11 protein-coding genes are annotated in these 15083 nt (G+C 73.4%); 4 read left to right on the plus strand and 7 right to left on the minus strand.

Translation table 11 applies throughout. The features are described from left to right. The first annotated feature begins 6 nt into the window (after positions 1-6). From ACIPW5_RS15150 to moeZ, 3 genes are all read left to right on the plus strand, one after another. Positions 7-1008, plus strand: coding sequence for an NAD-dependent epimerase/dehydratase (locus ACIPW5_RS15150; protein ID WP_401244736.1), 1002 nt, complete (start codon positions 7-9; stop codon positions 1006-1008). Continuing rightward, positions 996-1751, plus strand: a complete 756-nt coding sequence (locus tag ACIPW5_RS15155) for a spherulation-specific family 4 protein (protein WP_401244737.1) — start codon at positions 996-998, stop codon at positions 1749-1751. Before ACIPW5_RS15150 ends, ACIPW5_RS15155 begins: the two co-directional genes overlap by 13 nt. A gap of 63 nt (positions 1752-1814) precedes the next feature. After that, positions 1815-2993, plus strand: coding sequence for an adenylyltransferase/sulfurtransferase MoeZ (gene moeZ / locus ACIPW5_RS15160; RefSeq protein WP_401244738.1), 1179 nt, complete (start codon positions 1815-1817; stop codon positions 2991-2993). Positions 2994-3068: 75 nt separating this feature from the next. Here the strand turns inward: moeZ and ACIPW5_RS15165 are convergent, their stop codons facing one another. From ACIPW5_RS15165 to ACIPW5_RS15195, 7 genes are all read right to left on the minus strand, one after another. Continuing rightward, the gene (locus ACIPW5_RS15165; RefSeq protein ID WP_401244739.1) at positions 3069-4622 is read right to left on the minus strand and encodes an alpha/beta hydrolase; all 1554 of its coding nucleotides are present in this window, start codon (positions 4620-4622) and stop codon (positions 3069-3071) included. 93 nt (positions 4623-4715) lie between these two features. Then, on the minus strand, positions 4716-6095 hold the full coding sequence (gene hemG, locus ACIPW5_RS15170; protein WP_401244876.1) for a protoporphyrinogen oxidase: 1380 nt from the start codon (positions 6093-6095) through the stop codon (positions 4716-4718). Next, positions 6092-7312: a TIGR04053 family radical SAM/SPASM domain-containing protein gene (locus ACIPW5_RS15175; protein WP_401244740.1), complete on the minus strand. Its 1221-nt coding sequence runs from the start codon at positions 7310-7312 to the stop codon at positions 6092-6094. The genes hemG and ACIPW5_RS15175 overlap by 4 nt, the downstream gene beginning before the upstream one ends. Further along, the gene (gene narI / locus ACIPW5_RS15180; protein ID WP_401244741.1) at positions 7309-8034 is read right to left on the minus strand and encodes a respiratory nitrate reductase subunit gamma; all 726 of its coding nucleotides are present in this window, start codon (positions 8032-8034) and stop codon (positions 7309-7311) included. The genes ACIPW5_RS15175 and narI overlap by 4 nt, the downstream gene beginning before the upstream one ends. After that, positions 8034-8693 (minus strand): nitrate reductase molybdenum cofactor assembly chaperone, encoded by a 660-nt coding sequence (narJ, locus tag ACIPW5_RS15185; RefSeq protein ID WP_401244742.1) that lies wholly within the window; start codon positions 8691-8693, stop codon positions 8034-8036. Before narJ ends, narI begins: the two co-directional genes overlap by 1 nt. Continuing rightward, the gene (gene narH, locus ACIPW5_RS15190; RefSeq protein WP_401244743.1) at positions 8690-10213 is read right to left on the minus strand and encodes a nitrate reductase subunit beta; all 1524 of its coding nucleotides are present in this window, start codon (positions 10211-10213) and stop codon (positions 8690-8692) included. The genes narJ and narH overlap by 4 nt, the downstream gene beginning before the upstream one ends. A 2-nt stretch (positions 10214-10215) precedes the next feature. Continuing rightward, on the minus strand, positions 10216-13893 hold the full coding sequence (locus ACIPW5_RS15195; RefSeq protein WP_401244744.1) for a nitrate reductase subunit alpha: 3678 nt from the start codon (positions 13891-13893) through the stop codon (positions 10216-10218). 217 nt (positions 13894-14110) lie between these two features. Here ACIPW5_RS15195 and ACIPW5_RS15200 point away from each other — a divergent pair, with 217 nt between their 5' ends. Beyond that, complete coding sequence (locus ACIPW5_RS15200; protein WP_401244745.1) at positions 14111-14845, plus strand: YwiC-like family protein; 735 nt, start codon at positions 14111-14113, stop codon at positions 14843-14845. Positions 14846-15083 lie beyond the last annotated feature (238 nt).

Genomic DNA, 15083 nt, shown 5'->3' on the forward strand with positions numbered 1-15083 from the left:
TGCGCGATGAGGGTGCTGCTGATCGGAGCCAACGGATACCTCGGGCGCTACGTCGCCGACCGGCTGCTCGCCGATCCCGCCGTGCAGCTCACCGCGCTCGGCCGCGGCGACGACGCCGACGTCCGCTTCGACCTCGCCACCGGGAGCCCCGGCGCGCTCACCCGGTTCCTGGACGCCGTCCACCCGGGCGTGGTCATCAACTGCGCGGGCGCCACCCGCGGCGGCGCCCGGGAGCTGACCCGGCACAACACCGTCGCCGTCGCCACCATCTGCGAGTCCCTGCGCCGCAGCGGCTGCGGGGCCCGGCTCGTACAGCTCGGCTGCGCCGCCGAGTACGGGCCCAGCCAGCCCGGTTCCTCCACCGCCGAGGACGCCGTGCCGAGACCCGGCGGACCGTACGGCGTCAGCAAACTCGCCGCCACCGAGCTGGTCCTCGGCTCCGGCCTGGACGCCGTCGTGCTCCGCGTCTTCTCGCCCGTCGGACCGGGCACCCCGGCCGGTTCCCCGCTGGGCCGGCTCGCCGAGGCCATGCGGCGGGCCATGCAGTCCGGGGACGGCGAGCTCAAGCTCAGCGGTCTCGGGGTGCAGCGCGACTTCGTCGACGTGCGGGACGTCGCGCGGGCCGTGCACGCGGCCTCCCTGTCCGCGGCCCAGGGGGTCGTGAACATCGGCACCGGCCGCGCGGTCCGGCTGCGCGACGCGGCCGCCGTCCTCGCCCGGGTCGCCGGCTACGGCGGCGCCCTCCACGAGCTGGACGTCCCGCACGGCGCCGACCGGCACGGGCACGGCGGCCGGCCGCAGAGCCTCTCCGCCATCGGCTCCCCGCGCTCCGAGGCCACCCCCGAACAGCTGGCGGCGGCCCCCCAGTCGTACCCCTACCCCGACGGCTGCGGCGCCTGGCAGCAGGCCGACGTGCGCACCGCCCGCGACCGGCTCGGCTGGCGGCCCCGGATCAATCTGGAGGAGTCCCTCGCGGACATCTGGATGGAGGCGGCGTGCCGTATCTGACCACTCCGCCGGGGGCCACGGCGGCGGCCGCGACCGAGGCCGGCAGGCTCGGCCTGGGCATCCCCGGCTACGCGCACCCGCTGGTCGCCCCGGTGGAGTGGGCCGAGCTGACCCGCCCCGGGACCCCGCTGCACTGGGCGGTGCTCAACGTCGCGGACGGCCCCGGCGGCCGCCCCGACCCGCACTGCACCGAGGCGGCCGCGAAGCTGCGGGACGCGGGCGGGACGGTCCTCGGGCATCTCGCGATGCGGGACGGCTCCCGGTCGTTCGGGGAGCTGGTCTCCGACGCGCACCGCTTCCGCGACTGGTACGGCGTCGGCGGCTTCTACCTGGCCGGCGCCCCCGCCGGCCGGGCGGACCTGCCGGCCGTGCGCCGGGTGACGGACGCCCTGCGCGGGCTCGGCGAGGGGCTCCGGATCGTGCTGGGACACGGCACGCACCCCTTCGAGGGCTACGTGGAGGCCGCCGACCAGCTGGTCACCTTCTCCGGGGCCTGGGCCGACTACCGCTGGTCGCAGGTGGCGGAGTGGACGGCGGAGCATCCGCCGGAGCGGTTCTGCCACCTGGTCCACGGAGTGCCCCGGACCCATCTGGAGGAGGCGGTGCGCGTCGCCCGCTGGCAGGGTGCCGGAACCATCTGGTTCACGGACCGCCGGGGCGCCCCGGACCGGGACCCCTGGGCGTCAATGCCCGCGTACTGGGACGAATTCGTCTCACGTATCGGACCGGGTGTCTCGGAATGAAGAAGGGCGTGGCAGTGTTACGGGAAGAACCAACGTTCAGACTTACCCATCTACGGAGTCCCCGTGTCGCTGCCACCCCTGGTAGAGCCAGCTGCTGAGCTCACCGTTGACGAGGTCCGTCGGTACTCCCGCCACCTGATCATCCCGGATGTCGGGATGGACGGCCAGAAGCGCCTGAAGAACGCCAAGGTGCTGGCCGTGGGCGCGGGCGGCCTCGGCTCGCCCGCCCTCATGTACCTGGCCGCGGCCGGCGTCGGCACCCTGGGCATCGTGGAGTTCGACGAGGTCGACGAGTCGAACCTGCAGCGCCAGATCATCCACAGCCAGTCGGACATCGGCCGTTCCAAGGCCGAGTCCGCCCGCGACAGCGTGCTGGGCATCAACCCGTACGTGAACGTGGTGCTGCACGAAGAGCGGCTCGAAGCCGAGAACGTGATGGAGATCTTCAGCCAGTACGACCTCATCGTCGACGGCACGGACAACTTCGCCACGCGCTACCTGGTCAACGACGCCTGCGTGCTGCTGAACAAGCCGTACGTGTGGGGCTCCATCTACCGCTTCGACGGCCAGGCCTCCGTCTTCTGGTCCGAGCACGGTCCCTGCTACCGCTGCCTGTACCCGGAGCCCCCGCCGCCGGGCATGGTCCCGAGCTGCGCCGAGGGCGGCGTGCTGGGCGTGCTCTGCGCGTCCATCGGCTCGATCCAGGTCACCGAGGCCATCAAGGTCCTCACCGGCGTCGGCGAGCCCCTCGTCGGCCGCCTGATGATCTACGACGCCCTGGAGATGCAGTACCGCCAGGTCAAGGTCCGCAAGGACCCCGACTGCGCGGTCTGCGGCCCCAACGCCACCGTCACCGAGCTCATCGACTACGAGGCCTTCTGCGGCGTCGTGTCGGAGGAGGCCCAGGAGGCCGCCGCCGGCTCCACGATCACTCCGAAGCAGCTCAAGGAGTGGATCGACGAGGGCGAGCCGATCGAGATCATCGACGTCCGCGAGAAGAACGAGTACGAGATCGTCTCGATCCCCGGCGCGAAGCTGATCCCCAAGGGCGAGTTCCTGATGGGCACCGCCCTCCAGGACCTGCCGCAGGACAAGCGCATCGTCCTGCACTGCAAGACGGGTGTCCGCAGTGCGGAAGTCCTCGCGGTCCTGAAGTCCGCGGGCTTCTCCGACGCGGTGCACGTCGGCGGCGGCGTCATCGGCTGGGTCCACCAGATCGAGCCCGAGAAGCCGGTCTACTAGAAGTGCCCTGAGCAGTGCCCCGAAGGGGCCGTGCCCGCCCGGCGGGTACGGCCCCTTCCGCGTGTCCGGCCCGGTTCAGGCCGCCGTGCAGACGGTGCCCCCGTCCGGCACCTTCCCGTCCAGCAGGTAGCCGTTCACCGCGGCCTGCACGCACGCGTCGCCGCTGTTGTACGCGCCGTGGCCCTCGCCCTTGTACGTCAGCTCCACGCCCACGCCCTTGCCCAGCCGCTCGGCCATGTTGCGCGCGCCCTCGTACGGGGTCGCCGGGTCGCCGGTGTTGCCGATCACCAGGATCGGGGCGGATCCGGGCGCGGAGACGTCCGGGGTCTGCCAGGCGCCGGGCACCGGCCAGTCGGTGCAGCTCAGCATCGCCCAGCCGAGGAACTCCCCGAACACGGGCGAGGCCTTGCGGAACTCCGGCAGCCGGGCCTTGGTCTCCTCCAGCGTGTAGCGCTCCTTGGAGTCGGCGCAGTTGATGGCCGTGTTGGCCGCGCCGATGTTGCTGTAGCGGCCGTTCTGGTCACGGCCGTTGAGGGCGTCGGACAGGGCCATCAGCAGCTGCCCCTGCCCGCCCTCGGCCTCGTCCAGCCCCTGTTCCAGCAGCGGCCACAGCTCCTTGGAGTAGAGCGCCTGGGCGATGCCGTTGGTCGCCTGGGACTCCGTCAGCCGGCGGTCGCCGATGCCCGCGATGGGCTTGGCGGCCAGCGCCTTCTGCAGCTTGATGACGTTGTCCTCGATCTCCTTGGCGGTGCTGCCCTGGAGCCGGCACTGGTCGCCGCGGTCCACGCAGTCCTGCGCGAAGTTGCCGAGCGCCAGCTGGAAGCCCTTCGCCTGGCCCAGCGCGCCCTGTTCGGAGTCCTTGGTGGGGTCCACCACGGCGTCGAACACCGCCCGGCCCACGTTCTTCGGGAACAGGTGGGCGTAGACCCCGCCGAGTTCGGTGCCGTACGAGATCCCGAAGTAGTTCAGCTTCTCGTCGCCGAGGGCCTGGCGGATCCGGTCCAGGTCGCGGGCCGCGTTCTCGGTGCCCACGTACGGGAGCACCTTGCCGGAGTTGGCCTTGCAGGCCTTCTGGTAGGTGCGGATGCCGTCGACGAAGGCCTTCTCCTGCTCCGGCGTCGCGGGGGAGGAGTCCTGCGCGTAGTACGCGTCGAGCTGCTTGTCGTCCTCGCAGCGGACGGGGGCGCTGCGGCCGACCCCGCGCGGGTCGAAGCTCACCAGGTCGTACCGGGAGCGCAGGGCCTCGAACTCCTTGGCGGCGCCGGGCAGGGTGGAGATCCCGGAACCGCCGGGCCCGCCGAAGTTGAACACCAGCGAACCGAGCCGCTTGGACTTGTCGCGGGCCTTCGCCCGGATCAGCGCGAGGGGGATGGTCTCGCCGCCCGGCTCGGCGTAGTCGAGCGGCACGTCGAGGGTGGCGCACTCCCAGTCCTGGCCGGGCGCCTGCCCGCCGCCCTCGGCGGCCGTGGGGGCGTCGCACCCGCCCCAGGACAGGGGCTTGGCCGGTTCGGCGGCTCCGGTACCCGTTCTCTGCCCGTCGCCGCTGCCGCCGTCGGAACAGGCGCCGGTGGTGAGCAGCGTGGCGGCGAGCGCGGCGGCGGTGGTGGCCCGCAGGACGTTTCTCGGCATGCCCCCATCCTGTGGGCCCGCCCCCGCCCCCGCCCCCGCGCTGACCCGTTCGGGGGGTCCGGGGGCGGGGTCGGCCGAGCCGTGCCCGCCGGCTCAGGCCGGGGCGAGGGCCTGCCGGGCCGCGGCGCGGCCGCCGGCGACGCAGGCGGCCACGCCCACGCCCTCGTACGCGGCGCCGCACAGGGCCAGGCCCGGTAGCTTCCCGGCGGCCCCGCGGATCCGGGCCACCCGGTCCGGATGGCCGACCTCGTACTGGGGCAGGCCCCGGTCCCAGCGGGTCACCCGGGCGGCGTGGGGTTCGCCCAGCGGCCCCGCCGCGCGGCGGAGTTCGGCGGTGACCGTGCGGATCAGGTGGCGGTCGGGGCGCTCCAGCAGGGCCTCCTCGCCGATCCGGCCGACGGAGGCGCGCACCACGAACTCGGCGGGTGCCGCGTCCCGCAGCCAGGCCCACTTGTTGGACAGGAACGACGCCGCCTTCAGGGTGTGCCCGTCGCCCGGCGGCACCAGGAAGCCGTTGCCCTCCGGGAGGGCCTGGGCCCGGCTGCGGGAGTACAGCAGGGTGACGACCGCCGTCGAGGCGTACGGGACCGCCGCGAGCTCCTCCCGCGCGAGCGGTGCGTGCGGCCGCAGCAGCTCCGCCGCCACGAAGGCGGGCACCGCCAGGACCACGGCGTCGGCCTCCAGGGTCAGCGGGCCGTCGGCCGTCACCGCCGTCACCCGCCACCGGTCGCCCGGCAGCGGCTCCAGCGAGCGGGCCGCCGTCCCGGTCAGGATCCGCGCCCCGGACGCCCGGGCCACCTCCTGCGGGAACCGGCCCGTGCCGCCGTCCACGCCCCGCACGGCCGCCGGTGCCGGGCCCGCCGCCCGCGCCGCGGCGGCCGCCCGCATCCGGCGCAGCGCCGGCAGCAGCGGCTCGCCCCGCTCCGCCAGGGCCGCGATCCGGGGCATCGCCGCGCGCAGCGACAGCCGGTCGGCGCGGCCCGCGTACACCCCGCCGAGCAGCGGCTCGACCAGCCGGTCCACCGCCTCCGGGCCGATCCGGGCGGCCAGGTACTCCGCCACCGAGCAGTCCCCGGCAAGGGGTGCGGCGGGCACGGTCTCCTCCCGCTCGACCCGGTCGAGGCCCTCCGCCGAGAGCAGCCCGGTGCCGGCCAGCGCCGACGGGTCGGCGGGGATGCCCATGACGTGGCCCGGCGGCAGCGGACGCAGCGCGCCGCCCGTCCAGACGGTGGTGGCCGACCGGGCCGGGTCGCACAGGGCGTTGCCGAGCCCGACGGCCGCCGCCAGTTCCACGGCCTCCGGCCGCAGCGCCATCAGGGACTCCGCGCCCTCGTCGACGCGGACGCCGGCGAGGCTGCCCGTACGCAGCTTCCCGCCGACCCGGGGGCCGGACTCCAGGACGGTGACGTCGGCCGCGCCCCGCAGTTCCCAGGCGGCGGCCAGACCGCTGATGCCGCCGCCCACGATGATCACCGAACGCACGGGGTGCTCCTTCCGGCGGCGCCCCGGGTCAGGTGCCGCAGTTCCTCCTGGTACGGGAAGCTGCCCGGCTCGTACGCGCAGTACGGGTCCTCGGCGAGCACGTCCCCGGTGGCGCCGTACGCCCGCGAGCGGGAGCCCCCGCACACCGGCTTGAACTCGCAGCGCCCGCACCTGCCGCGCAGCAGCGCCGGATCGCGCAGCGAGGTGAACAGCGGCGCGCGGCGGTAGATCCCGGGCAGCGGCCGGTCCTTCACGTTGCCCGCCGACAGCGGCAGGAAGCCGCTGGGGTGCACCTCGCCGGTGTGCGAGACGAAGACGAAGCCGCGCCCGGACGAGACGTCCAGCGGGGGTCTGCGCACCGGGCGCCGCTCCCCGTCGAAGAGACCGATCCGCTCGGCGCGGGCGTGCAGCCGCTCGTACAGGGGTCCCAGGACGGGCCGTTCGCCGCGGGCGTCGAGGACGGTCCGCTGGAGCACGACCCGGCGGAAGTGGTGGCCCTCGGTGGTCTTGGCGGCGAGGACCGCCCCGCAGTCGTGGAGGAAGTGCAGGACGTCCTCGGTCTCCGCGGCGGTCAGCGACTCCAGCTGCTGCGCGCGCCCGGCCGGGACGAGGAGGAAGCCGGACCAGAGCATCGCTCCCTCGCTGCGGACCAGCGCCGCGATGTCGGCGAGGTCGTCCAGGCTGCGGCGGCTGACGGTGGTGTTGACCTGCACCTTCAGGCCGATGTCGCGGGCGGCCCGCCAGCCCTCCAGGGTCCGCTGCCACACCCCCGGCACGCCCCGGAAGGAGTCGTGCCGCTCGGGGGTGGAGCCGTCCAGGGAGAGCGAGACCGCCACCGCGCCGGCGTCGCGCACGGCCAGCAGGTTCTCCCGGGTCAGGGTGGGCGTACCGGAGGGGGAGACGGCGACGCGCAGGCCCAGCGAGGTGCCGTACGCGATGAGCGCGGTGAGGTCGGGGCGCTGGAAGGGGTCGCCGCCGGTGATCACGAAGAGGGGTGCGGGGCTGCCGAAGGCGGCGGTCTGGTCCATCACCCGGCGGGCGTCGGCCCCGTCCAGTTCGCGGGGGTCGCGGGCGGTCCGGGCCTCGGCCCGGCAGTGCAGGCAGGCCAGTTCGCAGGCCCGGGTGGCCTCCCAGATGACGAGGAAGGGGCGTTCGGCGACGTCGTGGCGGGGGGTGCGGACGACCGTGCGCGGGGTGCGGGCGGTCATGACACCCGCTCCCAGCCGCGCCGGTCCGGACGGTTGGAGGTCAGCCGCGGGTCCCGCCTGCGGTAGACCACGAACGGCCGGAAGAGGTACTTCAGCGGTGCGGAGAACATGTGCACCAGCCGCGAGTACGGGATCAGTGCGAAGAGGGCGAAGCCGAACAGGACGTGCAGCTTGAAGGCGAGCGGGGCGCCCGCCATCAGGTGGTAGTCGGGGGAGAGGGCGAACAGGCTGCGGAACCAGACCGAGACGCCCTCGCGGTAGTTGTAGTCGCCCGTCTGCCCGGTGGAGTTGAGGACGGTGGCCGTCAGGCCCAGCAGCATCGCGCCCAGCAGGACCGTGTACATCAGGTGGTCGCCGCGCAGGGTGGACCGGCGGACGGCCGGCACCTTCAGACGCCGGTACACGAGGATCCCGATGCCGGAGGCGGCCGCGACCCCCGCGACGGCTCCGGTGGAGACGGCCAGCAGGTGGTAGGCGTGGTCGCTCAGCCCGGCCGCGTCGGTCCACGCCATCGGGACCAGCAGGCCCACCACGTGGCCGAGGACCACGAAGAGCATGCCGAAGTGGAAGAGCGGGGAGCCGATCCGCAGCAGCCGCGACTCGTACAGCTGGGAGGAGCGGGTGGTCCGGCCGAAGGCGTCGTAGCGGGCCCGCCAGACCGTTCCGGCGACGAGCAGGGTGATCGAGACGTACGGGAGCACGCCCCACAGGACGAGGTCCATCAGGCCGTCTTCCTTTCCGGGGAGGTGGGCCACGGCAGGTCCACGGGCCGGTCGATGCCGGGACCGAAGGGTTCGAGCGGGGAGCCCGCGCCGACCAGTTCCTGCGGGGGTCCGCTGCGCGCGAGGGCCTTCGCCTCGGCCTTCGTCGCGGGGGAGGGGCCGGGCAGCGTGGTGCAGACCGCCTCCAGCACCCGGGCGTAGGGGCTGGCGGACTCGGCGAGCGCGAGCCGCAGCAGCTCCAGCCCGGCCCGGTGCTCCTGGAGCAGCTCGGTGCCGGCCTCCTCGCGCAGGGCGGCGAACTCCAGCGCCGCGGGCAGGAAGTCGGGCAGCTCCTCGCCCGCGTACTCCAGCCCGAAGTCCCGGTAGATCCGCTTCAGCCGGACGAGGGACAGCCCGCGCCGGCGGGTGTCGCCGTCCGTCCACCAGGTCAGGTAGAGGCAGCGCCGGTTGCGGGTGTCGAAGGTGGAGGTGTACCGCTCGCACAGCCCGATCGGGGTCAGCTCCTCGGCCTCGTCGAGGAACGTCCCGAGCAGCGCGGCCGGTTCGGCGGGCGCTCCGGCGAGGGCCGCGCGCAGCCGGGGGAGTTCGTCGTGGAAGCGGTCGCCGGGGTACTGCAGGACGCAGCCCGCGACGAGGCGTACGAGGGCGTCGGGGGTCACGAGCTCTTCCTTGAGGGTCCGAGGTTGAGCATCACGCGGGGCTTCCCGGGCCGCTCCCCGACGGGGCATCCGTCGTCCAGCGGGTGGGAGGCGGCGAGGGCGTCGGCGTCGGCGCGGGCCGCGGTCGGGATGACGAAGCGGTCCTCCTGCTTGGCGACGGCCAGGAGGCGGAACATGTCCTCCATCTCGGCGCCGGTGAGGCCGACGGCGGCGGCGATCTCCTCGTCCCGCTCCTCACCGAGGTTGATCCTCCGCATGTAGGAGCGCATCGCGGCCATCCGGTGCAGCACGGCCTCCACGGCGTGGGTGTCGCCGGCCGTGAGGACCTCCGCGAGGTACTCGACGGGGATCCGCAGGGCGTCGATGGCGCCGAAGAGGTTCCCGGCGTCCTCGCCGTCGCTGCCGGTGGCGGCGACCGCCTCGACCACGGGGGACAGCGGGGGCACGTACCAGACCATCGGCATGGTCCGGTACTCCGGGTGGAGGGGGAGGGCGACCTGGTAGGTGGCGATCAGGTCGTACACGGGGGAGCGCTGCGCGGCCCCGATCCACTCGGCGGTCAGGCCCGCCGCGCGGGCGGCGGCGACCACGGCCGGGTCGTGCGGGTCGAGGAAGCAGTCCAGCTGGGCGGGGTACAGGTCGTGCTCGTCCTCGACGGCGGCGGCCTCGGCGACCCGGTCGGCGTCGTAGAGCATGACGCCGAGGTAGCGCATCCGGCCGACGCAGGTCTCCGAGCAGACGGTGGGCATGCCGACCTCGATGCGCGGGAAGCAGAAGGTGCACTTCTCGGCCTTGCCGGTGCGGTGGTTGAAGTACACCTTCTTGTACGGGCAGCCCGTCACGCACATGCGCCAGCCGCGGCAGCGGTCCTGGTCGACGAGGACGATGCCGTCCTCCTCCCGCTTGTACATGGCGCCGGAGGGGCAGGAGGAGACGCACGCCGGGTTGAGGCAGTGCTCGCAGATCCGGGGGAGGTAGAACATGAAGCTCTGCTCGAACTCGAAGCGGATCCGCTCCCCGACCTCCTCGCGGATCTTCTCCACGACGGGGTCCTTCGGCGCGTGGGCGGGGGCGCCGCCGAGGTTGTCGTCCCAGTTGGGGCCCCAGGCGATGGTGTCCAGGGGTTCGCCGGTCAGCTGGGAGACGGGCCGTGCGGTGGGGAGGTCGTCGCCCGCCGGGGCGTCGGTGAGGTTCTTGTACTCGTAGCTCCAGGGCTGGTAGTAGTCGTCGATCTCCGGCATCTCCGGGTTCGCGAAGATCTTGCCGAGCTTCGCGAGGCGCCCGCCGGCCCGCAGCCGCAGCCGGCCGGAGCGGGTGCGCTCCCAGCCGCCCTTCCACTTCTCCTGGTCCTCCCAGCGGCGCGGGTAGCCCTGGCCGGGGAGGGTCTCGACGTTGTTGAACCAGACGTACTCGGTGCCCTGCCGGTTGGTCCACGCCTGCTTGCAGGTGACCGAACAGGTGTGGCAGCCGATGCACTTGTCGAGGTTCATGACCATCGCGACCTGTGCCATGACCTTCATTCCTAGAACTCCACCTTCTGGTCGCGGCGGCGGATGACCGTCACCTCGTCGCGCTGGTTGCCGGTCGGGCCCAGGTAGTTGAAGGCCCAGGTCAGCTGGGCGTAGCCGCCGATGAGGTGGGTGGGCTTGAGCATCACCCGGGTCAGCGAGTTGTGGATGCCGCCGCGGCGGCCGGTCTTCTCGGTCTTCGGCACGCCGACCGTGCGCTCCTGCGCGTGGTTCATGTAGACCGTGCCGGGCGGCATCTTGTGGGAGACGATCGCGCGGGCGGTGACCACGCCGTTGCGGTTGACCGCCTCGATCCAGTCGTTGTCGGCGACCCCGATCGCCTCGGCGTCCTGCGGGGACATCCACACGGTCTGGCCGCCGCGGCCCAGGGTCATCATGTAGAGGTTGTCCTGGTACTGGCTGTGGATCGCCCACTTGTTGTGCGGGGTCAGGTAGCGGACGGCCACCGACTTCTGGTCGACGGTGCCCAGTTCGGGCTCCCCGTACAGGGTGTGCATGTTCAGCGGCGGCTTGTAGACGGGCAGCGACTCCCCGACCTCGTGCAGCCAGTCGTGGTCGATGAAGAAGTGCTGGCGCCCGGTGAGGGTGTGCCAGGGCTTGAGGTGCTCGGTGTTGACGGTGAAGGCCGTGTACCGGCGCCCCCCGGACTCCGAGCCCGACCACTCCGGCGAGGTGATCACCGGGACCGGGCGGGCCTGGGTGTCGGCGAAGCCGATCCGCTTGCCCTCCGCCTCGGCGGCCAGGTGGGCCATGGGCGTGCCGACCTTCTTCTCCAGCGTCTCGAAGCCCTGGGTGGCGAGCCGGCCGTTGCTCGTCCCGGAGAGGGCGAGGATCGCCTCGCAGGCCCGCTGCGCGGTGTCCAGGCGGGGGCGGCCGTCGCCGGCGCCGCCGCGGACCAGGCCGTTCTTCGCGCCGAGGTACGCGACCTCCTCGGCCACGTCGAAGGTGATCGCCTTCGTCGTCACGCCGAGCCGGTCGACCAGCGGGCCGAGCGCGGAGAACTTCTCGCCCACCGCCCCGTAGTCCCGCTCCACCACTTTCAGGTCGTACATGGTCCGGCCCGGTACGGGGTCGCACTCGCCCTTCGACCAGTCCAGCGCCACCCCGCCGGGCTGGGCCATCTCGCCGCCCGGGGTGTCGTGCTGGAGCGCGGTCGCCACCAGATCCCGGCGCACCCCGAGGTGGACGGCGGCGAGCTCGCCGAAGCGCTCGGCGAGGAGGCGGAAGGCGTCGTAGTCGGAGCGGGCCTGCCAGGGCGGGTCCACGGCCGGGGTGAAGGCGTGCAGGAAGGGGTGCATGTCGGTGGAGGACAGGTCGTGCTTCTCGTACCAGGTGGCGGCCGGCAGGACCACGTCCGACAGGAGCGTCGTGGACGTCATCCGGAAGTCCATCGACATCAGCAGGTCGAGCTTCCCCTCCACGTCCTCCTCCCGGTACGCGACGTCCCGGGGCGTGCAGCGCGGGCCGTCGTCGGGGAGGTTGGAGTGGGTGCCGAGCAGGTGCTTGAGGAAGTACTCGTTGCCCTTGGAACTGGAGCCGAGGAGGTTGGCCCGCCACACGTTCAGGACGCGCGGCCAGTTCTGCGGGGCGTCGGGGTCCTCGCCGGCGAAGCCGAGCGTGCCCTCCTCCAGGGCGCGCACCGCGTCCGCGACGGGGTCGGGGCCCTCGCCGAGCTCCAGGGGGTTGCGGTCGAAGGTCGGGTACGAGGGCATCCAGCCCATCCGGGCGCTGGCGGCCAGGCAGTCCGCGCCGCTCATGCCCTCGAAGGCGCCCTCGGCGAGCGGGGAGGCGAGGGCCTCCGCCGGGAGGGTGTCGTAGCGCCACTGGCCGGTGTGCAGGTAGAACCAGGCGGCGCCGATCATCTGGCGGGGCGGGCGCGACCAGTCGGAGGCGGCGGCGAGGGTGGCCCAGCCGGTGACCGGGCGGCACTTCTCCTGGCCGACGTAGTGGCCCCAGCCGCCGCCGTTGCGGCCCTGGCAGCCGGTGAGGGTGAGCAGGGCGAGGAAGGAGCGGTAGATGGTCTCCGAGTGGAACCAGTGGTTCGTGCCGGCCCCCATCAGGATCATGCAGCGGCCCTGCGAACGCTCGGCCGTCTCCGCGAACTCCCGCGCCACCCGCGCCGCCTGCGCGGCGGGCACCGAGGTCAGCGACTCCTGCCAGCCGGGGGTGCCGGGCTGGGAGGCGTCCTCGTAGCCGGCGGGCCACTCGCCGGGCAGGCCCGCGCGGGCCACCCCGTACTGGGCGAGCATCAGGTCGAAGACGGTGGTCACGAGCCTGCCGCCGATGCGCCGCACGGGCACCCCGCGGCGCACGGTGCCGCCGTGCCCGCCCGTGCGCTCGTCGTCCTCGAAGCGGGGGAGCACGATCTCGGCGCTCTCGCCCTCCCCCAGCAGGGTCAGCCGGGGCACGGTCCCGCCGAGGTCGAGGTTCCACTCGGGGGTCTCGTTCCTGCCCCAGCGGTGCCCGAGGGTGCCGTTCGGGACGACGGGCGCGCCGGTGGCGTCGTCGACCAGGACGGTCTTCCACGCGGCGTTCTCGGTGTCCTGCCCGAGATCGGCGGCGGTGACGAACTTGCCCGGCACCAGACCGTGCTCCGTTTCCCGGAGGGAGACCAGGAAGGGCAGGTCCGTGTACCGGCGGACGTAATCCGCGAAGAAAGGGGTCTCCTTCTCCACGAAGAATTCCTTCAGGATGACGTGCCCCATCGCGAGGGCCAGCGCACCGTCCGTACCGGGGTGCGGGTGCATCCACTCGTCGGCGAATTTCGTGTTGTCCGCGAAATCCGGGGAAACCGTCACCACCTTCTGCCCGCGGTAGCGGGCCTCGGTCATCCAGTGCGCGTCGGGAGTGCGGGTGACGGGGACGTTCGAACCCCACATCATCAGGTAGGCGGCGTCCCACCAGTCCCCGGACTCGGGCACGTCGGTCTGGTCTCCGAACACCTGCGGGGAGGCGACCGGCAGGTCCGCGTACCAGTCGTAGAAGCTGAGCATCGGCGCGCCGATGAGGGAGTGGAAGCGGGCGCCCGCGGCGTGCGAGGCCATCGACATCGCGGGGATCGGCGAGAAGCCGGCCACCCGGTCCGGGCCGTGCTCCTTGATGGTGTGCACGTGCGCGGCGGCGGCGATCTCCAGCGCCTCCTCCCAGCCGGCCCGGACCAGCCCGCCCTTGCCGCGCGCCCGCTGGTAGCGGCGCCGGCGCTCCGGGTCGCCCTGGACGTCGGCCCAGGCGAGCACCGGATCGCCGAGCCGGCCCTTGGCCTCCCGGTACATCTCCAGCAGCACCCCGCGCACGTAGGGGTAGCGCACCCGGGTGGGGGAGTAGGAGTACCAGGAGAACGAGGCGCCGCGCGGGCAGCCGCGGGGCTCGTACTCGGGGCGGTCGGGGCCGACGGAGGGGTAGTCGGTGGCCTGGGTCTCCCAGGTGATGATCCCGTCCTTGACGAACACCTTCCAGCGGCAGGAACCGGTGCAGTTCACGCCGTGGGTGGAGTGGACGACCTTGTCGTGGCTCCACCGGTCCCGGTAGAAGGCCTCGGCGGCCCGCCCGCCGGTCCGGTGCACCGTGCGCAGGTCGTCGGAGACCTCGGCACGGGTGAAGAAGCGGCCCGCCCGGAGGAGCGAATCGACGGCTGAATCGACGGCTGAATCGACGGAATCACGCGCGTTCAAGGTGACCCTCCAGGCGACCGGAAACGGAGTGGGCGGGGCGGTCCGGGAAAGGCGGGCCACTCACCGACGCTACGCCGGTCGGAAAGGCCCGGCGGGCGGCAAAGGTCCCGGCGGCGGGTGACCAAATTCCACTGTTCCCCGGGTCCACCGTCCGGTGCCCGGCGGAATCAAATCACGTGGAAAAACTCCACTTTGATTCCATGGAAGGATGGATTCCATGGCTCGGAAAAGGAATTGGATCCCGGACCAGCACGGGGCGTGGGCGATGCTCGTCGTGCCCTTCCTCGCGGGCACCCTCCTGGCCCCGCACCCCGGCCCGCAGCACCTGCTGCTCCTGGCCGCCTGGCTGCTCGGGTACGCGGCGGTCTTCCACGCCCAGCAGTGGCTGCGGCTGCACGCGCGCAGGCTGCGCTCGGCACGGCGGCACGCCCTGCCCGCGCTGGTCCTCGGCGGGGCCTGCGCGGCCGGCGCCGTACCGCTGGCGGTACTCCACCCCTGGCTGCTGCTCGCGGCCGCGGCGGCGCTCCCGTTCCTCGCGGTCAACACCCGGTACGCCTGGCGGGGCCGCGAACGCGCCCTGGCCAACGGCCTCGCGGCGGTGGTCCCGGCGTGCGGCATGGCCCTGGTCGCCGCCCGGCTCGGGGGCCTCGGCCCCGGCCGGGCCTGGCCGGCGGCGCTGGCCTGCCTGCTGTACTTCGCGGGGACGGTGCCGTACGTGAAGACGATGATCCGCGAGCGGGGTTCGCGGGCGTACCGGCGGGGCTCGGTGGCCTACCACGCCGCCGCCCTCGCGCTGGCCGCGCTGCTCTCCCCCTGGCTGGCCCTCCCCTTCGCCGCCTACCTCGCCCGCGCGGCCGCCCTCCCCGGCCGGGGGCTGCGCCCGGCGGCCGTCGGCACGACGGAACTCGCCTGCGCGGGCGGCCTCCTGGCGGCGCTGTGCCTCCTCCTCTGACCTTCTTGACGCGCCGCTGCGCCGGACTCCGTCCGGCGGCCTGCCGGGCGGGGCCGGTTCGGGTGGCCGATGCCGGTGGGCGTGTGCGGGTGGTGTGCCGCTGCGCGGGCCGGGGTCCCCTACCCGCCCTTCCACCGTTCCCCGGGCTTCGCCCGGACCCATACGGCGCTACCGCGCCCGCGCCTCAAACGCCGGCGAGGGGGTTTTAAGCCTCGGCGGCGGTTTAGGCGCGGGGGTC

The sequence above is a fragment of the Streptomyces sp. NPDC090077 genome, from assembly GCF_044747545.1.
Taxonomy (GTDB): Bacteria; Actinomycetota; Actinomycetes; order Streptomycetales; family Streptomycetaceae; genus Streptomyces.